This is a genomic window from Dinoroseobacter sp. S375 (assembly GCF_049800775.1).
Lineage (GTDB): Bacteria > Pseudomonadota > Alphaproteobacteria > Rhodobacterales > Rhodobacteraceae > Dinoroseobacter.
Genome location: NZ_JBNAFR010000001.1, coordinates 116,962 through 138,664, shown reverse-complemented (window position 1 = coordinate 138,664; position 21,703 = coordinate 116,962). Strand labels below are relative to the sequence as shown.

The 21,703-nt window shown below is 66.4% G+C and carries 17 protein-coding genes; 5 read left to right on the top strand and 12 right to left on the bottom strand.

Features of this window, described 5'->3' with window-relative positions; all coding sequences use genetic code 11:
• Positions 1-55 precede the first annotated feature (55 nt).
• Both ACP150_RS00695 and bcp read right to left on the bottom strand, forming a co-directional pair.
• On the bottom strand, positions 56-913 hold the full coding sequence (locus tag ACP150_RS00695) for a ferritin-like domain-containing protein (protein WP_424964611.1): 858 nt from the start codon (positions 911-913) through the stop codon (positions 56-58).
• Positions 914-951: 38 nt separating this feature from the next.
• A complete protein-coding gene (gene bcp, locus ACP150_RS00690; protein ID WP_424964610.1) occupies positions 952-1,413 on the bottom strand; it encodes a thioredoxin-dependent thiol peroxidase in 462 nt (153 codons plus the stop codon).
• Between the two features lie 92 nt (positions 1,414-1,505).
• Here bcp and ACP150_RS00685 point away from each other — a divergent pair, with 92 nt between their 5' ends.
• A complete protein-coding gene (locus ACP150_RS00685; protein WP_424964609.1) occupies positions 1,506-4,829 on the top strand; it encodes an AsmA-like C-terminal region-containing protein in 3,324 nt (1,107 codons plus the stop codon).
• A 29-nt stretch (positions 4,830-4,858) separates the two neighbouring features.
• Positions 4,859-5,914, top strand: coding sequence for a tRNA preQ1(34) S-adenosylmethionine ribosyltransferase-isomerase QueA (gene queA, locus ACP150_RS00680; RefSeq protein ID WP_424964608.1), 1,056 nt, complete (start codon positions 4,859-4,861; stop codon positions 5,912-5,914).
• Positions 5,915-5,980: 66 nt separating this feature from the next.
• Here queA and ACP150_RS00675 read toward each other — a convergent pair whose 3' ends face one another.
• The gene (locus ACP150_RS00675) at positions 5,981-6,661 is read right to left on the bottom strand and encodes a VPLPA-CTERM sorting domain-containing protein (RefSeq protein ID WP_424964607.1); all 681 of its coding nucleotides are present in this window, start codon (positions 6,659-6,661) and stop codon (positions 5,981-5,983) included.
• 131 nt (positions 6,662-6,792) lie between these two features.
• On the bottom strand, positions 6,793-8,178 hold the full coding sequence (locus ACP150_RS00670) for a dipeptidase (protein WP_424964606.1): 1,386 nt from the start codon (positions 8,176-8,178) through the stop codon (positions 6,793-6,795).
• Between the two features lie 187 nt (positions 8,179-8,365).
• Here ACP150_RS00670 and hemA point away from each other — a divergent pair, with 187 nt between their 5' ends.
• From hemA to ispG, 3 genes are all read left to right on the top strand, one after another.
• Positions 8,366-9,589 (top strand): 5-aminolevulinate synthase, encoded by a 1,224-nt coding sequence (gene hemA / locus ACP150_RS00665; protein ID WP_424964605.1) that lies wholly within the window; start codon positions 8,366-8,368, stop codon positions 9,587-9,589.
• Between the two features lie 216 nt (positions 9,590-9,805).
• Positions 9,806-11,044, top strand: coding sequence for a helix-turn-helix domain-containing protein (locus ACP150_RS00660; RefSeq protein WP_424964604.1), 1,239 nt, complete (start codon positions 9,806-9,808; stop codon positions 11,042-11,044).
• A gap of 73 nt (positions 11,045-11,117) precedes the next feature.
• Complete coding sequence (gene ispG / locus ACP150_RS00655; protein ID WP_424964603.1) at positions 11,118-12,260, top strand: flavodoxin-dependent (E)-4-hydroxy-3-methylbut-2-enyl-diphosphate synthase; 1,143 nt, start codon at positions 11,118-11,120, stop codon at positions 12,258-12,260.
• A 3-nt stretch (positions 12,261-12,263) separates the two neighbouring features.
• Here the strand turns inward: ispG and ACP150_RS00650 are convergent, their stop codons facing one another.
• The 8 genes from ACP150_RS00650 to ACP150_RS00615 form a co-directional block, all read right to left on the bottom strand.
• Positions 12,264-13,379, bottom strand: coding sequence for a BamA/TamA family outer membrane protein (locus ACP150_RS00650; protein ID WP_424964602.1), 1,116 nt, complete (start codon positions 13,377-13,379; stop codon positions 12,264-12,266).
• Between the two features lie 8 nt (positions 13,380-13,387).
• Positions 13,388-14,149, bottom strand: a complete 762-nt coding sequence (locus tag ACP150_RS00645) for a hypothetical protein (RefSeq protein WP_424964601.1) — start codon at positions 14,147-14,149, stop codon at positions 13,388-13,390.
• A 92-nt stretch (positions 14,150-14,241) separates the two neighbouring features.
• Positions 14,242-15,078: a 16S rRNA (adenine(1518)-N(6)/adenine(1519)-N(6))-dimethyltransferase RsmA gene (gene rsmA, locus ACP150_RS00640; RefSeq protein WP_424964600.1), complete on the bottom strand. Its 837-nt coding sequence runs from the start codon at positions 15,076-15,078 to the stop codon at positions 14,242-14,244.
• Between the two features lie 3 nt (positions 15,079-15,081).
• Complete coding sequence (gene pdxA / locus ACP150_RS00635) at positions 15,082-16,062, bottom strand: 4-hydroxythreonine-4-phosphate dehydrogenase PdxA (RefSeq protein ID WP_424964599.1); 981 nt, start codon at positions 16,060-16,062, stop codon at positions 15,082-15,084.
• Positions 16,059-17,261: a peptidylprolyl isomerase gene (locus tag ACP150_RS00630; protein ID WP_424964598.1), complete on the bottom strand. Its 1,203-nt coding sequence runs from the start codon at positions 17,259-17,261 to the stop codon at positions 16,059-16,061. The genes pdxA and ACP150_RS00630 overlap by 4 nt, the downstream gene beginning before the upstream one ends.
• 14 nt (positions 17,262-17,275) lie before the next feature.
• Entirely contained in the window at positions 17,276-19,423 is a 2,148-nt protein-coding gene (locus ACP150_RS00625; protein ID WP_424964597.1) for an LPS-assembly protein LptD, read from the bottom strand.
• Complete coding sequence (gene lptG / locus ACP150_RS00620; protein ID WP_424964595.1) at positions 19,423-20,520, bottom strand: LPS export ABC transporter permease LptG; 1,098 nt, start codon at positions 20,518-20,520, stop codon at positions 19,423-19,425. Before lptG ends, ACP150_RS00625 begins: the two co-directional genes overlap by 1 nt.
• Positions 20,517-21,683 (bottom strand): LptF/LptG family permease, encoded by a 1,167-nt coding sequence (locus ACP150_RS00615; RefSeq protein WP_424964594.1) that lies wholly within the window; start codon positions 21,681-21,683, stop codon positions 20,517-20,519. Before ACP150_RS00615 ends, lptG begins: the two co-directional genes overlap by 4 nt.
• Positions 21,684-21,703: the final 20 nt, after the last annotated feature.

The window sequence follows — 21,703 nt, the reverse complement described above, 5'->3', positions numbered from 1 at the left end:
CGCGCAAGCGCCTTGTTTTGCTGGATATGGGCAAATTTCCGCCGATTTTCCTGCTCTATTTTTCAGCTTTCCGTGAAACCTGATCGGCTGGCTCGGTCAGGGGCCAGTAGAAATCCGGCGGCAAACCCGCCTCGGCGCGCTTTTCCTCGTTGAACGGCGGTTTGAGCGGGCCGTGGAAATAGGTGCGCACCAGCCGGTGGAAGGCGTCCTTGGGGTCAAGGTCGTGGCGGCCGCAGAGGAAGTGGAACCACTTCGCGCCGTAAGCCACATGCCCGACCTCTTCGCCATAGATCACCTCGAGCGCCTCGACCGCGCGGTCATCCTTGGCGCGGCGAAAGATCTCGATCATCCCCGGTGTGACGTCGAGCCCGCGCGCCTCGAGCACCATGGGCACCACCGCGAGGCGTCCCATGAAGTCGTCGATGGTATCCTCGGCCGCCCGCCACATGCCCGCATGGGCCGCAAGCGCGCCATAATGGCTGCCGGTGGCTTCAAGGCAGTCGGACACGAGGTTGAAATGTTTGGATTCTTCGTCCGCGGCCTTGACCCAGTCATCGTAGAACCCGATCGGCATGGGCGTGTCCGTGAACCGCGCGATGATATCCCAGTGCAGGTCCACCGCATTCAGCTCGATATGCGCCACCGCGTGGAGGATCGCCTGCCGCCCCTCCAGGGTGCCGGGCTTGCGGCGCGGCACATCCCGAGGGGATAAAAGCTCGGGTTTCTCTGGTCTTGCGGGCCGAAGTGGAGGTTGCGCCGCGCCGACCGCCATGGGGGTGTCGCTGCTGCGTGCGGTGAACCAAGCCTCGGCACAGGCCCGGCTCAGGGCCGTTTTCGCCCGCCCATCGGCCGTGCGCAGAACAGCATCGGCGCAGGCAGCCAGAGTTTGCGGCAAAGGGTCAGGGCGGGTCATCGGGCAGCGCTCCGTTACGGGGGGACCCGCCCCTTGGATCACAGGGCCTTGACGGCCTCAAGCACCTCTTCGACATGGCCGGGGACCTTCACCTTGCGCCAGATATTGCGCACGACGCCCTCGCCATCGACCAGAAACGTGGCCCGCTCGATGCCCATATAGGTCTTGCCATACATCTTCTTTTCGACCCAGGTGCCCCAATCCTCGCAGACCGAGCCTTCCTCGTCGCTGACCAGTGCCACGCTCAGCCCGTGCTTGTCGCGGAACTTGTCGTGCTTCTTCACGCTATCTTTGGACACACCGATCACCGTGGCCCCGGCCGCGGTGAAGGCGTCCAGATGCTCGGAAAAGCCGATCGCCTCTTTCGTGCAGCCGGGCGTGTCATCCTTGGGGTAGAAATAGAGCACGACCTTCTGCGGTTTCTGGGCCGACAGGGTCAGCGTGTCGCCGCCGTCTCGGGGCAGGGTGAAGTCAGGGGCGGTTTGGCCTGTTTCGATCATGGTATCCTCGCTGTACACTCCGCCCAAGGGTAGCCGCCAAAGACCGGAAAGAAAGGCCCCGATCCAAGAACACCGTTGAGGAACCCACGCAGGTGAGCATCGATCCCAGCGACAGAGCCGCGCCCGCGCGCCCGGCGGAGCGGTCCGGGCCGCGCCGCAGGCGTGCGCGATCGGGGCTCGTGGTTCTGCTGGCAGCGGCGGTGCTTCTGGTGGCGTTCGGGGGATTGGCGGCACTGGCCCTGCGCGGCAGCGTTGCGGTGCCCGCCGTCGTTGTGGACCGGATCGAAGCCCGGCTCGACACCCTGCTTGACGGGGTGGCCGCCGCAGATCTCGGCGCGATGGAGCTGTCGCTCAGCGCGGCCGGGCGCCCGCGTCTCCAGCTGCGCGATGTGACCCTGCGCGCCACGCGCAGCGGCGAGACTGTGACCTTGCCCGAGCTTGAGGTGTCCTTCGCCCGGCGCGCGCTGATGCGGGCCGAGATCCAGCCCGAGCGTATCCGGCTGGAGGGGGCGCGCCTTTGGCTGAGCCGGGACGAGACTGGCCTTCTGAGCCTTGCCCTGCCGTCGCAGGGGGCCCAGACGCCTGCGCTCGCACTGCCGGATCTGGTGGCGCAGGTGACGGATGCGTTTCAGGCGCCGGTCCTGAGCTCGCTGCGGGATGTCGAGCTGTCGGGCCTAACGCTGGATGTCACGGCGGCGGGGGTCGGCGCGCCGGTGACGTTGAGCGACGGGGTGGCGCGGCTCGATGTCGGGCGCGGGGGGCTCGAGCTTTCGGCCGCGTTCGAGCTGCCCGAGGCCGGGGCGACGGCGCAGTTCGCCCTGCGTAGCCCTGCATCCGCACCCGGGATCGCCTTCGAGCTTGCGGTTGCCACCTTGCCCGTGCCGCTTCTGGCCGAGCAAGTGCCCGCCCTCGCGCCGCTGGCCCGCTATGGCGGGAGCCTCTCGGGCCGGGTCGAGGGCGCACTGAGCGCCGAAGGGCAGCTCGCCACGCTGTCGGGTCAGTTTTCGATTGGGCCCGGACGGGTGGATCTGGGCACACGTCTGGGCCGCGCGGTGGTGGAGCATGGGGCGGCGACCTGGATATACGATCCGGCCCAGCGGCGGGTGCATGTGGATGACCTGATCCTCAAGTCGGACCGGCTCCGCGCCAGAGGGGCGGCCTATGTCGAGGCGCGCCCAAACCCGGGGCCGTCCCCGGCCAATGCGGTCTTTCAGCTGGATCTGACCGAGATCTGGGCCGATGCGGATCCGTTTCTCGCAGGCCCGGTCGCGGTTGCGCGGGTGCTGACCTCCGGCTGGTGGCAAGGCGCGACGCGCGAGGTGGATTTCGGTCAGATCCTTGTGTCGGATGTCGATGGCGCGGCCAGCATCACCGGCCATGGCGCGGCGCGGATCCCGGCGGAGGCGCCCTTCACCGCAGAGTTCGCCTTTGCCAGTGCCGCGCTCCCGGCGGAGCGTATCCTGGAATTCTGGCCCGCGACGGGACGGGCCGTGCGCCCGGGCACATGGCTGCGCCAGAACCTCTCGGCCGGGCAGCTCGAGAATATCACCGCCCATCTGCGCCTGACCCAGGGGGAGCGGCCCAAGCTCGCCGCGAGCTTTGATTTCGATCAGGCGGAGGTGCGGGTGCTGCCTGCCTTTCCGCCCGTGCGCGGTGGGCGCGGGCATGGGGTGATTTTCGACCATACGCTCACGATCACCGCCAGCGCCGGACAGATGGACAGCGACGCGAACGGGCCGGTGGACCTGACGGGCACGACCTTCCAGATCCCCGATACGCGGGTCCGCGGCGGCCCGGCGGACCTGCATCTGCGAGCCTCTGGCAGCATTCCCGCGGCCTTCGATGTGCTCGACCGGCACCCGGTTCTGCTGTCCGAGAAACTGCGTCTGCCGGCGGATCGGCTCAGCGGGACAGCCCGGGCCGAGGGGGATCTGCGCGTGCCTCTGCGCAAGGGGGCGAAGATGGACCTCAACACGCTGGCGCTGACGGCGCAGCTATCGGATGTGGTTTTCGACGAGGTTGCGCCGGATCGCGACCTTGCCGAGGGCGAAGTGACGATCCGCATCTCCGACGGGGCGGTGACCCTGAACGGGGCCGGTGCGCTTGAGGACGTACCGCTCGATATCGGCCTGGTCCGGCAGCTGGCCACCCCCGGCGCCGAGGGAACCGAGGTGACCGGCACTGCCATGGTCAGCGATGCCGGGTTGCAGGCTCTGGGCGTCCGTCTGCCGCCGGGCACGCTCAGCGGGCGGACCGAGGCGGCCTACCGCCTGACCCTGATGCCCGGGCGCGCCCCGCGTCTGACGCTGGAGACCGATATGCGCGGGCTTGGGGTGCGGATCCCAGCGCTTGGCTGGCAAAAGGCCGAGGGCATCGAGGGCGCGCTCTCCATGACGCTGGAGCTTGGGCCCGACCGGGCGGTCGAGGCGTTTCGCCTCGCGGCCCCCGGTTTTCTTGCCGAAGGCGCGATCAGCCTGCGACCCGAAGGGGCAGGGGTGGACCGGATGACCCTGGACCGGGTGCGGATCGGGGGGTGGCTGGATGCGCAGGGCGTGCTGAACGGGCGTGGGGCGAATGTGCCGCCCGCTGTGGCCCTGACGGGCGGGGTGCTCGACCTGCGCGCGCTGCCCAAGGGGAGTACCCGACCGGGCAGCGCCGCTGCGGGGCGGCCGAGCGAGATCCCGCTCCGGCTTGATCGGGTCATCGTCTCGGACACGCTCAGCCTGCAATCGGTGCAGGGCGCGATCCTGACCGAGGATGTGATCGGCGGGCGGCTGACCGCAAGGGCCAACGGGGGCGCACCGTTGGAGATCACCCTGACCCGTGGCGCGCGCAACACCCAGCTGGTGCGGGTGACCAGCGCCGATGCGGGCGCGGTGCTGCGCGATGCGGGCGTGCTGCGCACCCTGCAGGGCGGCGCGCTCGACCTGCGGCTCGAGGCCCGTCCCGGCACGCCGATCTATGACGGCACGCTTGAGATTGCAGATGGCCGATTGATCGAAACCCCCGGCGCGATGCAATTCCTCTCGGCGATCAGCGTCGTCGGCCTGCTGGACCAGATGGCCAATGGCGGGATCGCCTTCAGCACCATCGCGACCGGGCTGAGCTTCTCGCCGGAGGGGATCACCCTGCGCGAGGGGCGGGCCAATGGCCCGGCCATCGGGATCACCTTCGAGGGGGCGGTGATGCCCGCCCAGAACGCGCTGGACTTGCAGGGGGTGGTCTCGCCGATCTACATGCTCAACGGGCTGGGAGGCGCGCTCATGGCGCGGCGCGGCGAGGGGCTCTTGGGCGTGAGCTACCGTGTGAGCGGCTCGCCCCAGCAGCCCGAGCTGCAGGTCAATCCGCTGTCGCTCTTGACACCGGGCGTGTTTCGCGACCTTTTCCGCCGCGCGCCCCCTGACCTGACGCAATAGCGTCTCTTCCAAACGGACCGGATCTGCCCGTGCATCTGAGTGATTTCGATTTCGATCTGCCTGACACGCTGATCGCCACCCGCCCGGTGCGCCCGCGCTCTTCTGCGCGGCTTCTGGTGGCCGAGGGGGCGGCAGCCCTGCGCGATCGCCACGTGACCGACCTGGTCTCTGAGCTGGGGCCGGGGGACCGGCTGGTGCTGAACAACACCAAGGTGATCCCGGCACGGCTTTTCGGGACCCGGACCCGCAACTCGGCCCAGGGGAGGGTGACCGCGAAGGTCGAGATCACCCTGCTGGAGCCGGCCGCCGAGGGCTGGATGGCGCTCGCCAAACCCCTGCGCAAGCTGGCCGAGGGGGAAGAGGTCGTGTTCTCCGACGCCCTGCGCGCCACGGTCGCCGAAAAGATCGACGGCCATGTCCGCCTGATCTTTGGCCTGACAGGGGAGGATTTCGACGCCGCTCTGGCCGAGGCCGGGGCGATGCCTCTGCCGCCCTATATCGCCGCCAAGCGCCCGGCGGATGCCCGCGATCACGAGGATTACCAGACGGTCTTTGCCGAGCGCTCGGGGGCGGTGGCCGCGCCCACGGCCTCGCTCCATTTCGACGCGCCGCTCCTGGAAGCCCTGCGCGCGCGCGGGGTGCAATTCTCCCATGTTACGCTGCATGTGGGGGCCGGGACTTTTCTGCCGGTGAAGGTCGAGGACGTGACCACCCACAAGATGCACGCGGAATGGGGCGAGATCAGCGCCGAGGCCGCTGCCGAGATTTCGGCCACACGCGCCGCTGGCGGGCGGGTGATCCCCGTGGGCACCACGGCCCTGCGCCTGATCGAGACCGCCGCGGCGGAGGATGGCAGCCTAAGCGCTTGGGAAGGGGACACGGATATCTTCATCTATCCCGGCTACCGGTTCAAAATCACCGATGGGCTGATGACCAATTTCCACCTGCCGAAATCGACCCTGATGATGCTGGTCAGCGCCCTGATGGGGGCCGAGCGGATCCGCGAGATCTATGCCCACGCCATTGCCGAGCGCTACAGGTTCTTTTCCTACGGTGACAGTTCGCTGCTCTTGCCCGCCCGCTGAGGCGCGCAAAAAAGCCGCCCGGGTCACCGGACGGCTCTGCAGGCCGAGGCCAGATATCTGTTCGGGTCAGGCGCTGCGCTTGCGCAAGCGTGCGACACCCAATCCGCCCATCGCCGTCAGCAGCAGCCACGCCCCTGCGGGCAACGGAATGGGCGTCGTTGCAACGAGTTCATTCGGAACCGTGTTGATGTCCTTGGAGCTGCCGCCACCGCCATTGGGCGCGGCGCCGAGGCTTTGGGACCGGATGCCCACTCGCGTCAGGGTCGACGTGGACAGCATGAAGGTGTCCGACACATCGAGGTCGAAGCTCAGGCTCGTGATCGAGCCATTCGCGCTGCCCTGGGCACCGACGCGCAGGATGTAGTCGAAATCGTCGCTGGTCGCGCCATTCCAGTTGCACCCGCCATTGCCGCAGCTGGTGCTGTCGGTAAAGAACCCGGTAATGCCCTCACCCGTGGACGAGGTGAAGTTGCTGATATCGGACTGGGTCAGGCCGGCATCGGCGAGATCGAAGGCAAAGCCCAGAATGTCACCGGTTGCCGACGACCCTGCATCGATGCTCACATCGAAGGACAGGATGCCGGCGGTGTCATCATTGACCGAGACGCGCCAATCGACTTGTTCATTCGCGCCTGGGTTGTTGTAGGTCCATCCCGGGGATGCAAACTCGACCGTCGTGGCCTGTGCAATCCCTGCGCTTAATCCAAGCGCGGTGGCGATGGCCACCAGAGTTGTCTTGTAGTCCATTACTCGTTCCCTCTTCACACATACATGCAAATGCAAAATGTTAAACTGCGTGTATTTTAATCTCAAAAGCGCCTAAAAGGCAATCGTTTTGAAATGGAGCACAATCAACCCTTTCTGGATGTATAGGCCGTTCATCCCGCGACTTTCCCAAGGAAACGTGCCCAACTCCGCGTCCCTTTGCGGAAGCTTTCCACGTCGTATTTCTCATTGGGCGAGTGCAGACCGTCATCGGATTTCCCGAACCCGGCCAGCAGCGAATCGATCCCGAGGATCGTCTGGAAATAACCCGCCACGGGGATCGACCCGCCAGCCCCGGTAAAGGCAGCGGGGGTTTCCCATTCCTCGGTCAGGGCTTCGCGGGCCAGCTCAAAGGCCGGATGCGTCGTGTTCATGTGAGAGGCCGGGCCCGCGCCGTGATGGGTGAATGCCACGCTGACATCGGCGGGCAGGGCGGCTTCTACGTAGGCGCGCAGCGCGTCGAGGATCGCCTGCGGGTCCTGCTGCCCCACGAGGCGGAAGCTGATCTTGGCGCTGGCCTGGCTCGGCAGCACGGTCTTGAACCCCGCGCCGGTGTAGCCGCCGGTGATCCCGTTGATCTCGCAGGTCGGGCGGGACCACAGCATCTCGAGCGCCGAAAACCCGTCCTCGCCCGCCAGCTCCGACAGGTCGACCTCGCCGAGAAAGCCCGCCGCATCGAACCCGAGCGCCTCCCAGGAGGCGAGCTGCTCTGCCGGAACCTCGGGCACGCCTTCGTAGAAACCGGGCAGGGTCACGCGCCCGGTCTCGTCATGGAGCCCGGCGAGGATCCGGCTCAGGATGCGGATCGGGTTGGCCGCCGGGCCGCCGAAGCCACCGGAATGCAGGTCGCGATCCGCGCCGGTCAGGGTGATCTCGATCCCCGCCAACCCGCGCAGGGAGGTGATGATCGACGGCGCCCGGTCGTCAAAGAGCCCGGTGTCGCAGATCAGGGCGAGATCGGCCTTGAGCAGGTCCTTGTTGCTTTCGAGGAAGGGGATGAGGGAGGGCGAGCCGCTCTCTTCCTCGCCCTCGAAGAAAAAGACCACCTCCATGGGCAGGGTCTCGTGATGGGCCAACCAGGCGCGGCAGGCGGCGATGAAGGTCATCAGCTGCCCCTTGTCGTCGCAAGCGCCGCGACCGCGGATGACCTGCCCCTTGGGCGTCTCCTGCAGCTCGGGCTCGAAGGGCGGTCTGTCCCACAGGTCGAGCGGGTCGACCGGCTGCACGTCGTAATGGCCGTAAAACAGCATGCGGGGCCCGTCGCCCGGCAGGTGCCCGACCACCATCGGATGGCCCGGGGTCGGGTGCTTGGCGGCCGTGGCCCCCAGCGAGGTAAGCTCCGCCACCAGCCAGTCGGCCGCAGTGTCGCAATCCCGGGCATGGGCCGGATCGGTGGAGATCGAGGGGATGCGCAGCAGGGCCATCAACCGATCCAGTTCCTGCGGCAATTCGGCATCGATATGGTGGAGAACGGCGCTCAAATCGGGGGTCGGGGACATCTGGCCTCAGCATATTCAAAGGTGTATTCGCGGCGCAGGGTATCCCAACCGAACCGGGTGTCCAGTCGATCTGCCACGCCCAGAGGTTGATCTTGGTCAATGCAGCGTCATTTTGCGCCTTGTTAAACATCGTCAACGCCGCCTAGCTATGCGGTGTCAGCGATACTCAAAGCCCTAGGAGAGCCCCTTGGACTATACCGGCCATCTCGACACCGCCCTGCAACGCCTGCATGACGAAGGCCGTTATCGCACCTTCATCGATATCGCCCGCAAGAAAGACGCCTTCCCCCATGCGGTCTGGACCCGGCCCGACGGGACCGAGCAGGACATCACCGTGTGGTGCGGGAACGACTATCTGGGCATGGGTCAGCACCCGGTCGTGCTCGACGCCATGCACGAAGCCCTTGACGCCACCGGCGCGGGCTCGGGCGGGACGCGCAACATTTCCGGCACCACGGTCTTCCACAATGCGCTGGAGGACGAGCTCGCCGACCTGCACCAGAAAGAAGCGGCGCTGCTCTTTACCTCGGCCTATATCGCCAATGACGCGACGCTTTCGACCCTGCCGATCCTGTTTCAGGGGCTGCACATCATCTCGGATGAGCTGAACCATGCCTCGATGATCCAGGGCATTCGCCACGGCAACTGCCCCAAGCATATCTTCCGCCACAACGATCTGGCGCATCTGCGCGAGATCCTTGAGGGGCTGCCCAAGGACGCGCCCAAGGTGATCGCCTTTGAATCGGTCTATTCCATGGATGGCGATTTCGGCCCGATCGCGGCGATCTGCGATCTCGCGGACGAGTTCGGCGCGCTAACCTATATCGACGAGGTTCACGCGGTCGGCATGTATGGTGCGCGTGGAGCAGGGGTCTGCGAAGAGCTGGGCCTGATGGACCGGATCGACATCATCAACGGCACGCTGGGCAAGGCCTTTGGCGTGATGGGGGGCTATATCGCCGCCTCGGCCAAGATGGTGGACGCGGTGCGCTCCTATGCGCCGGGCTTCATCTTCACAACGTCGATCCCGCCGACCATTGCCGCCGGCGCTGCGGCCTCCGTGCGACATCTCAAGGGCGACACGGCCCGTCGCGAGGCCCATCAGATGGGCGCCAAGATCCTCAAGATGCGGCTCAAAGCGCTGGGCCTGCCGATCATCGATCATGGCAGCCATATCGTGCCCGTGCATGTGGGCGATCCGGTGAAATGCAAGATGATCTCGGACCGTCTGCTGGCGGATCACGGCATCTATGTACAGCCGATCAACTTCCCCACCGTACCGCGAGGGACCGAGCGACTGCGCTTCACCCCGTCGCCCGTCCATACGCCCGAGATGATCTCGAAACTGGTGCATGCGATGGACGAGCTGTGGAGCCATTGTGCCCTGTCGCGGCAGGAGATGAGCGCCTGACAGCGTTCTGGCCCCGCAGCGGGTCGCCTAAAAAACAGGATCAAGCCGCGGAAATCCCGCGGCTTTTTGCTTATGTGACGTGCGGTTTCGGCAGGAATCGCCCCGGTCCCAATTTTAACTGCCCCTTGAAAGGGGATATGGTACCGTCTCAATCAGGCAGACAGCACTCGAATCGGTCAAACCCGGTGAACAGGTGCGACATCAAGGGCAGGTGGCATGATCGGGCGCAAGACACCGCGCACGGAAGAAGAGACGTCTAACCTGAAGGGGTTCGACGACTACGCCCTGTCGCTTGGCGATGTGATGCGCGGCGAACGCGCGACCCTCAACAAATCTCTGCTCGATGTGCAGCGCGAATTGCGCATCAAGGCCCCGTATATTGTCGCGATCGAGAACGCGGATCCGGCGGTGTTCGACACGCCGGGTTTCATCGCGGGCTATGTCCGCTCCTATTCCCGCTATCTCGGGCTCGACCCAGACTGGGCCTTCCAGAAATTCTGCGAAGAGAGCGGGTTTTCCGGCGTCCACGGCATGCAGCCGGAGGCGAGCAGCCCGCGACCGGGGGCGAGCGCGGAGCCTGCCAAGCGTGGACGTCGCCGCGCGAAGGTCGAAGAGGACCCGCTTCTGGCCTCGGCCACCGCCCTGATGCCCCAGCGGCCCTCGCCCTTTGAGGGGATGAATGCAGGCGCGCTTGGCTCTTTCGTGGTGCTCGCCGGGCTGATCGGGATGCTCGGCTATGGCGGCTACTCGATCCTGCAGGAGGTGCAGCGCGTGACCGTCGCCCCGGTGGATACGGCCCCCGTACTGGAGCCGGAGCTGGATCCCCTGTCCACCCGCAACATCGCCCAGCAAGCGACCGTGACCACCGATGTGGTGACCCCCTCGCAAGAGGCACTGGGCCGGCTCTATCGTCCCAAGGCGCTGGATGCGCCGATCCTCGTGGCTCGCGACGGGCCGATCGGGATCATCGATCCCGAGACCGTGGGGGTCTGGCGCGCGCCAGCGGCGCCGAGCTCCATGGATATCGCCATTGCCGAGGCGACCGCCAAAACTACAGACCCCGTGCCACCGGTGCAGGTCGTCGCCCCGCCGCCGCCCGTCGTTGCCATCGTTGCCCAGCGTCCGGCCTGGGTACGCGTGCGCGCAGCCGACAACACGATCCTGCTGGAAAAGATCCTCGATGCCGGGGAGAGCTTCGTGCTCCCGAATTCCGAGGAACCCGCGACCTTGCGCGCGGGCAATTCCGGCGACGTCTATTTCCTCGTGGACGGCGACACGTTCGGTCCCGCCGGGGCACCGGGGGCCGTGGCCTCCAACGTGGTCCTGTCCCGCGAGACCCTGAGCACGGATTTCGCCCTCGCCGATCTCGACGGTGATGCCGCCCTGCGCGAGGTGATCGCCACGGCCGAAGCCCGCATCCTCGACCTGCCCCCGGATCCCGAAGGGGCCGAATAGGACGCGCGCCCGTTGCCAGCGGGCGACTGCGTCCTTAAGTTGACACTGAACACTGTCTACCGGAAGCACTCCCATGTCGCTCAATGCCGTTCGTCCCTGGCGCAACATCTATCGGCGCAAGTCCCGTCAGATCCATGTGGGCAATGTGCCGGTGGGCGGGGATGCACCGATCGCGGTGCAGACCATGACGAACACGCTGACCACGGATATTCCCGGCACGATCGCTCAGGTGCAGGCCGCTGCCGAGGCAGGTGCGGATATCGTGCGCATCTCGGTGCCCGACCAGGACAGCTCCCGCGCGCTCAAAGAGATCGTGCGCGAAAGCCCGGTGCCCATCGTCGCGGATATCCATTTCCATTATAAGCGCGGCATCGAGGCAGCCGAGGCAGGCGCGGCCTGCCTACGGATCAACCCGGGCAATATCGGCGACGAAAGCCGGGTCAAGGAAGTCATCAAGGCCGCGCGCGACCATAATTGTTCGATCCGGATCGGGGTGAATGCGGGCAGCCTGGAAAAGCACCTGCTGGACAAATACGCCGAGCCCTGTCCGGAAGCGATGGTCGAAAGCGGTCTCGATCACATCAAGATCCTGCAGGACAACGATTTTCACGAGTTCAAGATCTCCTGCAAGGCGTCGGACGTCTTCCTTTCGGCCGCCGCCTATCAGGCGCTGGCGGATGTGACGGACGCGCCCATCCATCTCGGCATCACCGAGGCCGGCGGGCTGGTTTCGGGCACGATCAAATCGGCCATCGGGCTCGGCAACCTCCTTTGGATGGGGATTGGCGATACGATCCGCGTCAGCCTCTCGGCAGATCCGGTCGAAGAGGTCAAGGTCGGCTACGAGATCCTGAAATCCCTCGGTTTGCGCCACCGCGGCGTGAACATCATCTCTTGCCCGTCCTGTGCACGGCAGGGCTTTGACGTCATCAAGACCGTCGAGGCGCTGGAGCATCGGCTGGAGCATATCAAGACGCCCATGAGCCTCTCGATCATCGGCTGCGTCGTGAACGGCCCGGGTGAGGCGTTGATGACGGATGTGGGCTTTACCGGCGGCGGTGCGGGCTCGGGCATGGTCTATCTCGCGGGCAAGACCAGCCACAAGATGTCGAACGAGCATATGATCGACCACATCGTGGAGCAGGTCGAAAAGAAGGCCGCCGAGCTAGAGGCACAGGCCGCCGAGGAGGCGCCGGCGACGGAGCCTGCCGAATAACGCTCAGAAGCGCTGCCCGACATAGACATAGAGCAGCCCCTCCCCGTCGCTGTTGCGCGACAGGTCGATGGCATAGTCGACAGGGAAGGATTTCGACAGGCGGATGCGTGCGCCCAACCCGGCTGCACCGCGCAGCCCCGCGTCGAAGACGGAGCCCAGCCTTGATCCGCTGCCGCCGAGCCCGGCGAAGGCCACATAGCCCAAGCGCCCGACAAGCCGGCCCCGATACTCGATCTGTCCCGACATCAGGGCGCTGTCGATGAATTCCGTCGCGCCATAGCCCCGGAACGCGTCGGTCCCCCCGAGCGAGCAGGCATCGAAGAACGGCGCGTCCTCCGTGGCGCTGCAGCCGGTCACGGTCCAGGCCAGAACGCCCCGGTCAAAGACCGGGTGGTAGCCCGACAGGCTGCCCACGCCCTTCCAATAGTCGCGCCCCCGCGCGTTGAGCAGATGCCCGTAGCTCAGCTCGGCACGGGCCAACCGGCCCGCGGTCGGGTAATCGGTATTGTCGCGCGTGTCCCAGTCGGTCGAGAAGCTGATCTTGGCCAATTCAAGCTTGGCATCCGGCTGCAGGCTGGGTGGCAGGATCGCGCCGTTCCCCGCGGCCAGATCCGAGCGCAGATAGCTCAGCCCGGCCCCGAGCGACACGGTATCGCTCAGGCTGCGCGCGAATTTCAGTTTCGCGCCCGTGCCGGTCTGGCGCACAGGCAGGGGGGTGCCATTGACGAAAAGATCGTAGTTCAGGCTCAGATCCCCGAGCAGCAATGTGCTCTTCCATCCGGTCAGCCCGAAGTTCAGATCCACGCCCAGCCCATAGCCTTCGCTGCCCTCTTCGGTGCGGAAATAGGCAAGACCAAGGGTCGAGGTATCCGCCCCGAGCGTATCCTTGAACAGGTAGGCGCCGCCGACCGCCACGCCGGATCCGAGGACAGGGTTCCGAAACGGCACCGGCGCGACGATGAAGGACCCGCGCGAGAACCCGATCTTCTCGGTCGGGGTGGCATTGGCAGCCTCGGCTGGCTCTTCGAGCGCCACAGGCTGCGCCGCCCCCAGGCAGGGGCTCAGGGCCAGAAACAGGGCGCAAAGACCCGCGCGCAGTGCCATAGCTCGCGTCGTCATGTCGGGTCTCAGAACCGGGCGGTCAGCCCGACCACGGGGCCTGCTTGTTCCACATCCCAGATGAAGTCCCGGTTGGTCCGGTCCACGGATTGATAGCGGATCCCCCCCACCAGCGCGACCGTCTCGGTGATGTCGTATCCGGCGCCGAGAAAGAGGTCGGTCATGAAATCCGAGCCCGTGCCAAAGCCGCCGAGATAGGCCCAGCCCGTCACGTAGCTCGAGGCGCCCAGCGGCATCCGCCCGCGCAGTCCGACCACCGGGTCCCACCAGCTGTCACTGCCGCGCGCGCGGACCTGCCCGGGATCGCCTGCGCCCAGGGTCAGTGTCGTCTCGACATTCCAGTAGCGCAGGCCCCCGGTCACCCAGAGCTCGGCGCCATGGCCCTCATAGGCGAGATAGTCGAGCTGCGCGGTTGCGCTCTGGATCGTGGCGTCGACCTTGGCGGCCACGACGCCCGCCCCGCCGACCGCCCCTTCGGACCGCGTGCGCACATGTTGCAGATCCAGTTGCAGGGCCCAATCGCCCCTGCGGGCCTGACCAACCACCATGGCCGCGACTTCAAGATCGTCGAGGATATCGCTGAAGGACAGGTCCACCTCGGCCGGGGGCAGGCCCGGGATCACGCCCGCATCCCCCTCAAGGCTCGCGCCCCAGAGATAGGGGGAGATCTGATAGCGCCACGTATCCGGCTCGGCGTCTTGCGCCGCAGCGCTCAGCGGCAGCAATGCAACGAGGGTCGCGCGGGTCAGGATCGGGGCTGGGAAGGGCATCTTGGGGCTCCGGGTATTACGGGATTGCCGTTCAACCGTAAGATGTCCGTGCCAAGGACGCACGCAAAAAGGCCCTGGCCGGTTTTGACCGCTCAGGCCAGGTGTCGGGCAAGCGCGCAGAATTCCTCGAGGCTGAGGGTTTCGGCCCGCCGCGTGGGGTCGATGCCAATCTGTGTCAACCGGGCCTCGATATCCGGAGCGAGACCCTTGAGGCTGGCGCGCAGCATCTTGCGCCGTTGGTTGAACGCCGCGGCGACGACCCGGCTCAGGACAGCCGGATCCGCCGGAAAGCGCGGTGCGGGCAAGGCCTTGAGGTGGACGACGGCGGAATGCACCTTGGGCGCGGGGATGAAGGCCTGCGGCGGCAGGGTCAGCGCAATGCGCGCCTCGGTCCGCCACTGGGCCAGGATCGCGAGGCGGCCATAGGCCTTGCTGCCCGGCTGCGCGACGATCCGTTCGGCCACCTCGCGCTGGAACATCAGGGTCAGGCTGTCCCAGAAGGGCGGCCAGTCCGGGGGCGTGAGCCAGCGCACCAGCAATTCGGTCCCGACATTATAGGGCAGGTTCGCCGCGATATGGATCGGCGGGCGCAGATGGCTGGTCGGATCCACCTCCAGCGCATCGCCATTCACCACCTCGAGCCGTCCGGGATAGGCGTCGGCGATCTCGGCCAGCGCCGGAAGGCACCGGGCATCCTTTTCGATGGCCAGCACCTTGCGCGCGCCCTCGGCCAGAAGCCCGCGGGTCAGACCGCCCGGTCCGGGCCCGACCTCGAGCACGTCTGCGCCGCTCAGATCACCCGGCACCCGGGCGATCCGCGCCGTGAGGTTGAGATCTAGCAGGAAGTTCTGGCCGAGGGATTTCTTTGCCGAGAGCTGATGCGCCGCGATCACCTCGCGCAGGGGGGGCAGGTCGTCGATCCGGGCCATGGCTCAGCCTCGCCGCCGGGCCATGTCATCGGCCATGCGCAGGGCTGCGATCAGGCTGGTTGCATCGGCGCGCCCCTGTCCCGCGATGTCGAGCGCCGTGCCATGGTCGGGTGAGGTGCGGATGAAAGGCAGGCCGAGGGTGACATTGACCCCGCCCGCAAAATCGATGGTCTTGATCGGGATCAGGGCCTGATCGTGATACATGGCGATGGCCGCATCATAGCCCGCCCGCGCGCCCGCATGGAACATCGTGTCCGCCGAGAGCGGTCCGCGCAGATCGTAGCCCGCCTCGCGCATCCGCGCGAGCAGGGGAATGATCCAGTCGAGCTCTTCGGAGCCCATCGCGCCGCCTTCGCCCGCATGGGGGTTGAGCCCGGCAATGGCAATCCTGGGGGCGGCGATGCCGAAATCCCGGCGCAACCCGTCGCGGGTGACGCGGATGACCTCCTCCAGCAGCGCGGGTGTCAGGGCCTCGGGCACCTGAGCGATCGCGATATGGATCGTCGCGGGCACGACGCGCAGTTCGGGACAGGCGAGCATCATGACCACGGGCACGTCACCGCCGAGATGGGCGAGAAATTCCGTATGGCCGGGAAAGGCGAACCCGGCCCCGTCCTGCAGGGCTTTCTTGTGGATCGGCGCCGTGCATAGCGCCCGGGCCGTGCCGCTACGGGTCAGGGCAACGCCCGTGGCGATCGCGTCGATCACACCCTTGGCATGGGCGGGGTTCGGTTTGCCGAGGGTCAGCGGACCCTCGAAGGGCTGCGCCAGAACCGGGAGGCCGCGCCGCGCGGCCGAGACCGTTTCCGCAGGGTCGGTGATCGCGACCAAGGGGGTGTCCGGGGCGTGGGCTGCGACATGCTCTGGCGCGCCCAGTAGGCAAAAGGGCAGCTCCGCGCCCAGCTCAGCCCAGGCCTTGGCAGCAATTTCGGGGCCTACGCCTGCGGGTTCGCCACAGCTCAGCGCGATGGGGGCAAGGCTCATTTGATGGTGGCGTCGGCGCGCAGTTCTTCGAGGTAGTTCTCCGCGTAGGACGCAAGGCGGCGGTTCACGAGCTGCCGCTCGATGGTGCCTTCGGCATCCTCGGTCAGCGCCGTGGTGCGCGCGCAGAGCATGACATGGATCGGTCCGGTCGCCCCGAGGATCTCGGTCGTTTCCTGATTGTCCAGATCGGCGATGGCCACGGCCAGGTCGCGGGGAATATCCTCTGCGGCATAGACCTCGCGCTGCAGAACGCCTTCGGGCAGGTTGCGCGCCAGACCATAGAGGTCGTCACAGACGTCGATCTCGCGCGCCAGCTGCGCGCGCAACCGGGCGGCGGCTTCGGGATCCGTCGAAAGCGGCAAGGTCGCGATATCCGCTGCAATCGTGGGCTGGGTCTGCAGGGCGGTTTCCTGAAATCCGCGAACCTGAAACAGGGCCAGCGCCTGACCGCCCAGCGGAATGACGGGCGAGACTTCGCCCGGGGCCAGGGTCAGGATCGTCTGTGCCAGCGGCCCGGGCAGCTCTGCGAGGGCGATCCAATCGCGCAAACCGTTGGTGTTGCGCGACGGGGCTGCCGAGAACCTTTGGACCGCAGAGGTGAAATCGGCCTCCGTGCGAATGCGCTCCCGCAGGTCCTCGATGAAGCCCTCGGCCTCGATGCGCTGCTCGGGCGGGGCAGGGATGATGATCTCGGCCAGACGCACCCGGGCGCCGGATTGCGTTCCGGCCAGGGCAAGGGCGCGTTCGACCTCGGCGGGCGAGACCCGCGCCCGGGGGCCGAAGCGTTGCTGCACGAGGGCCCGCCAGAGCAGGCCGCTGCGCACGAAGTCGCGGAAGGTTTCGGGCGCCACCCCTTCGTCGTCCAGTGCGCGGATGAACTCTTCGGTGGTCAGGTTCGCGCGCCCGGCGAACTCGGCCAGGCCTTGCTCGATCTCGTCGGGGCCTGCGGTCAGGCCCGCCGCGGCGGCCGCCTGGTTCTTGAGGCGATCCTCGATCAGGGCATTGCGGGCAAGGCTCGCCGGGTCCCCGGGCAGACGCAGCGCCCGGATGAATTTCTCGCGTTGGTCAAGCTCGAACCCGGTGATCGCGGTACCATTGACGGTGATCACGGGCCCAAAGGTCTGGGCCATGCCCCCTCCGGTCAGGAAGGTGCAGAGCACGGCACAGGCGAGAAGCGGTCGCAGGTGTGGAAGTCGCATATCTGGAAGGTATCCTATCCCCGGCATCCCCGGCTGCGTTGTGCGCCGGACTGTCCGGCGCCGAAGCCGATCAGCGAGACCTTGATGCCAAAATCCGTGGTGGAGCGCAAATCCTCAACCGTGTCGAAATCCTGCGACAGGGACAAATCCACGCGAATACACTCGTTCTGGTATTGCAGGGTCAATTCGGCTTCGCGCGAGCTGGAGGCATCGAAGTCATAGCTGTATTCGAGCCCTCCTGCCCAGGTGTCGTTGAATTGCCGTCCCGCGGTGAGGACGACCTCATTGGTGTCCGACGGGCGGGATTCCGCCTCCGATGCGCGCAGCCACGTATAGGTCAGCCCGAGCCGGCTGCGCGGGTCGCTCCATGCCAGGCGCAGGGCGTTCTTGTTGATCGAGAAATCCGAGGCGAATTGCGCCCGGTTGATCAGTTGCAGCCCACCGGGACTGTCGAGCTGCACGGTGGCGAGCCAGTCGGAGGCGCGCTCGGTATCCGAGGCCCCCGGCGCGAGCGCCGTGTTCTGATTCTCGCGGAACACGCGCCCCACGGTCACGCCGCTGATCCAGCCGCTATTGTCGAACCGGGTCCAGGTGACACCGACATTGGCGCGCCAGCCGCTTTCGAGCTGGTCGCGCCCGGCAAAGCGGTTCAGGTCGAACAGGCTCGCCTCGTCGAACTCGGCCACGGTGCTGTCCTCGTTGGGCACGTCATCGCCGTTCACTTCGGACCAGACCAGCTGCACCACAGGTTCGAGCACGCTATGCGAGGTCGCATCCGTGCGCGAGAAGGGCCAGCGCAGCTCGGCCGCCACGGTCGGGGTCACACGGGTCACCGTGTCGGGGAAGGCCTCGTCATGCCGGGTGTCGAACACGTCAAAGGCAAGCTCGCCTATCGCCGTGCCCACCATGCCGAGGTCGTTGGTCCAGCTCCGCCGCCAGTCGGTCACAAGGCTCAACCGCCGCGTATCGCGCCCGATTTCGTCCTCGTCGGATTCCCGTTGCAGCCCGAGAAAGCTGAGCGTGGTTTCGGAATAGCCGCCGATCACGGGCACATCATAGCGCCGCGTGTATTCGCCATCGAGAACGAAGCGGGGGATGGTCTCGTTATCCTCATCCGCGCGGAACGTGGTGAAATAGGACGCCGTCCCCCGTTGCAGGCTGTCGCGGCGCACGCGCGAGACCTCGATCGTGCTGTCGATCCGGTCTTCATCATCAAAGCCGTAATCGCGGTAATACTGGTCGTCCGACACGGTCTCGAGATCGAAATCCAGCACAAAGTCCCGCCCCAGATCAAAGGTGCCGACCAGCGTGGCATAGCCGCGATCGCCCTCTTCCAGCTCGTCGCGGGTCAGCGCCCCTGCAAAGGTCAGCTCGCCCCGCGCGAAGGCCTGACGGTAACGCACCCCGAGGGTGCGCGAGTTCCGCGTGGTGAGCTGCGGGCTGAGGGTGAGATCCTTGTCCGGCCCGAGCTCGATGAAGTACGGCACCTCGATCCCGACACCGAGCGCGCTCGTGGTGCGCGCCGAGGGAAAGAGAAAGCCCGTGGCCCGTTCCAGCGTCGGATCCGGCACGCGCATCTGCGGCAGGTAAAAGATCGGCACACCGGCGACCTCGAAGACGGCGTTCTCGAAATAGAGCTGACGCTCGAGTTCGTCATGGACGATGCGCTTGGCCCGGATCTGCCACAGGGGGACGGGGCGGTCGGCGCAGACCTCGCAGCTGGAGGCGACCGAGCGATAGAGCTGCGTGTAGCGCCCGTTCACCCGCTGGATCTCGGAGGCGGCGATCTGCACCTTCTGGTCCAGCACAAGGCGCGCGCTGCGCAGGATGCCGTCGCGCAAGGCACCGTCGATTTCGGCCTCCGAGGCAAGCAGTACGAAGCCCGGACCGGAGCTGAGCTGGATCGGGCCAACCACCCGGAGGCTTTCGTCGCGCGTGTCATAGATGATCGTATCGGCGCGCAGCCGCCGCCCATCATAAATCACCTCGACCGAGCCGCTGGCGGTGAGCACCCCGTTCGGATCCGCGGTGATCTGATCGGCCAGCAGGGTCGCGGGGGCAGGCGTCTCTTGCGCGGGCGCGCCCGTGCTCAGCAACGCGAGACCGGCCACCCCCAGACACAGCCGCGCAAATGTCCCGGCGCGGGGCAGGCCTCCGGGCATCAACCGTCCTCCTGATGCAACAGAAGCGCCAGCGCGAGGCAGATCCCGGCCAGGGGCGGAAACCACGCAGCGATCAGCACCGGGATCTTGCCAGTTTCACCGAGCACCAATGCGAAGCTTTTGAGGAAATACATGGAAAAGCCCAGAAGCACGGCAAAGAGCACCATCAGCCCGGTCCGTCCGAACCGGGTATGCCGCATGGTGAAGGCCGCGCCGATCAGCACCATCGAGATCAGGAACACCGGCGAGGCCAGCTCGGAATGGAGCCAGACCCGGTGGCTGAGCGCGGCGAAGCCCGCCGCCTCAAGCTGGGTGATGAAGGCGGGCAATTGCCAGATCGGGATGGCCGAGGGCTCGCCAAAGCTGTCGCGGATCTGGTTCAGGGTCAGGTCCGAGGGCAGCCGCATCCAGGCCTGCTCCACGGCAGAGGCCTCGGGATTGGTCCGCCCCGAAAGATCCCAGGTCTTGACGCCGGTCATGTCCCAGGCCCCGGGGACCAGCTCGGCCCGGGCGGCCGCGATCCGCTGTTTGGGCAGGGCATCGCGGTCAAACCGCAGGAAGGTCACATCATAGAGCGCCGTGCCCCCCGGGCTGACCCCGGCGGCATGGATCACGATCTGCCCGTCCGGTGCGGCCTGACGCAGCCAGAGCCCGTTACGGCTCAGGGAGAGGACGCTGGTCACCCGCCCGCGCACCGTGTCCCGGGTCTCGTCGGCAATGCGCGAGGTGGCGGCAACTATGGGGTTGATTGCGCTGATCCCGATCCCCCCGATCAGGGCCGCCACCAGCACGGGCGCGATCAGGCTGCGGATCGCTGAGCGTCCGGCGGCGCGGGTCACGATCAGCTCCGAGGTCCGCGCCATCTTGAGAAACAGCGTGATCGTGGCCAGCACCATGATCAGGGGGATGACCTCATAGATCGTGCCGGGCAGCTGCAACAGGGCGAGCCCGGCGGCCTCCTGAATGCCGAACTCATCGCTTGCAAGGCTGCGCAGGGTTTCCACCATGTCGGTCATCCAGATCAGACCGGCAAAGATCGACAGCATGGACAGAAAACTCACGGCGAAGCGGCGGGCGAAATACCATTGCAGGGTCATGTGGCCCCCTCCGCCGGATCGCGCCGTCGTCGCTTGAGCGGGTGATCCGCGAGGTAAAGCAACATCCCCACCGCCGTGGCCGCAAAGACCACCGGCGCATAGAGGATCGGCCAGGCCTCGTCGCTTTGCAGGGCGAGATCCTCGGCGAAATTGGCAAAGAGCTGGATCGCGACGATCAGTACGATCGCCCCTGCCACCTGTTGCCAGAAGCCAAAGCGGCTGAACCCGCCGACCAGCAATGCGGCAAAGCCCAGCACGGCGGTGCAGACCGCCAGGGCCGGGGTGGCAAAGCGGCGATGGGCCTCGTGCAGGAACTCGGCCTTGGATTTGCGCACCAACTCCAGCGTTTCGGGCTCGGCGCGCAGCAGGCTGAGCGTGTCCCAGCCCCGCAGGTCGCGCAGCACGCGCTCTTCGGGCATTCTGGCCGTGCCGAGGCTGAGTGCGAAATCCTCAAAATGCAGAATGCTCAGCGTTCCATCTGCGCGCAGGGATTGCGCGAGCCCCGAAATCATCACGAGCTGCGGACCCGTCTCGGCCTGCAGCAGCAGCGCCTGGTTCGCGGTATAGAGAACCTCGGTCGCCTCATCGCGTTGATCCGACAACAGAACCTTGGACAGCACGCCCTCATCGGTGATCTCGCCAACAAACACGGTCACGCCGTCCACCGGCGACTGGAACTTGCCCGGCTCCAGCAGGCGCGCGCCCACCGCATCGGCCAGCCGGTCCTCGAGATCGACAATGGTCACCCGGGCGAGCGGGACCAGCAAATGCGCCAGCACCAGCATCAGCGCGGCGGCCATCAGGCCGAGGTAGAAGGCCGGGCGCACGATCCGGAAGGCACTGATCCCCGCGGCCTGCAGCGCGACGGTCTCGCTGTCCGATCCCATGCGGTTGCCCGTGCTCACGGAGGCCGCAAAGGCCGAAAGCGGCAGCATCAGGTAGATCAGGTAAGGCAGGCTCAGCAGCGACAGCTGCGCAAAGAGCGCAAGGCTCTGGCCATCGCCGATCAGCCGGTCGAACAGCCGGATCGACCGGTTGATCCAATAGATCAATACGATGATCAGGGTGAAAAACCCGAAGGTGACCATCAGGCGGCCGAGGATATATCGGTCATAGCGGGCGAGCATGATCGGCGGTCGCGCGAGGCCTTCCAACAGGTTCACCGGCAGCCTAGATCATTCGG

What these genes read in the sequence shown, in the direction of transcription:
- ACP150_RS00695 (WP_424964611.1), bottom strand. Translation starts at nt 913, where the DNA reads ATGACCCGCCCTGACCCTTTGCCGCAAACTCTGGCTGCCTGCGCCGAT.
- bcp (WP_424964610.1), bottom strand. Translation starts at nt 1,413, where the DNA reads ATGATCGAAACAGGCCAAACCGCCCCTGACTTCACCCTGCCCCGAGAC.
- ACP150_RS00675 (WP_424964607.1), bottom strand. Translation starts at nt 6,661, where the DNA reads ATGGACTACAAGACAACTCTGGTGGCCATCGCCACCGCGCTTGGATTA.
- ACP150_RS00670 (WP_424964606.1), bottom strand. Translation starts at nt 8,178, where the DNA reads ATGTCCCCGACCCCCGATTTGAGCGCCGTTCTCCACCATATCGATGCC.
- ACP150_RS00660 (WP_424964604.1), top strand. Translation starts at nt 9,806, where the DNA reads ATGATCGGGCGCAAGACACCGCGCACGGAAGAAGAGACGTCTAACCTG.
- ispG (WP_424964603.1), top strand. Translation starts at nt 11,118, where the DNA reads ATGTCGCTCAATGCCGTTCGTCCCTGGCGCAACATCTATCGGCGCAAG.
- ACP150_RS00650 (WP_424964602.1), bottom strand. Translation starts at nt 13,379, where the DNA reads ATGACGACGCGAGCTATGGCACTGCGCGCGGGTCTTTGCGCCCTGTTT.
- ACP150_RS00645 (WP_424964601.1), bottom strand. Translation starts at nt 14,149, where the DNA reads ATGCCCTTCCCAGCCCCGATCCTGACCCGCGCGACCCTCGTTGCATTG.
- rsmA (WP_424964600.1), bottom strand. Translation starts at nt 15,078, where the DNA reads ATGGCCCGGATCGACGACCTGCCCCCCCTGCGCGAGGTGATCGCGGCG.
- pdxA (WP_424964599.1), bottom strand. Translation starts at nt 16,062, where the DNA reads ATGAGCCTTGCCCCCATCGCGCTGAGCTGTGGCGAACCCGCAGGCGTA.
- ACP150_RS00630 (WP_424964598.1), bottom strand. Translation starts at nt 17,261, where the DNA reads ATGCGACTTCCACACCTGCGACCGCTTCTCGCCTGTGCCGTGCTCTGC.
- ACP150_RS00625 (WP_424964597.1), bottom strand. Translation starts at nt 19,423, where the DNA reads ATGCCCGGAGGCCTGCCCCGCGCCGGGACATTTGCGCGGCTGTGTCTG.
- lptG (WP_424964595.1), bottom strand. Translation starts at nt 20,520, where the DNA reads ATGACCCTGCAATGGTATTTCGCCCGCCGCTTCGCCGTGAGTTTTCTG.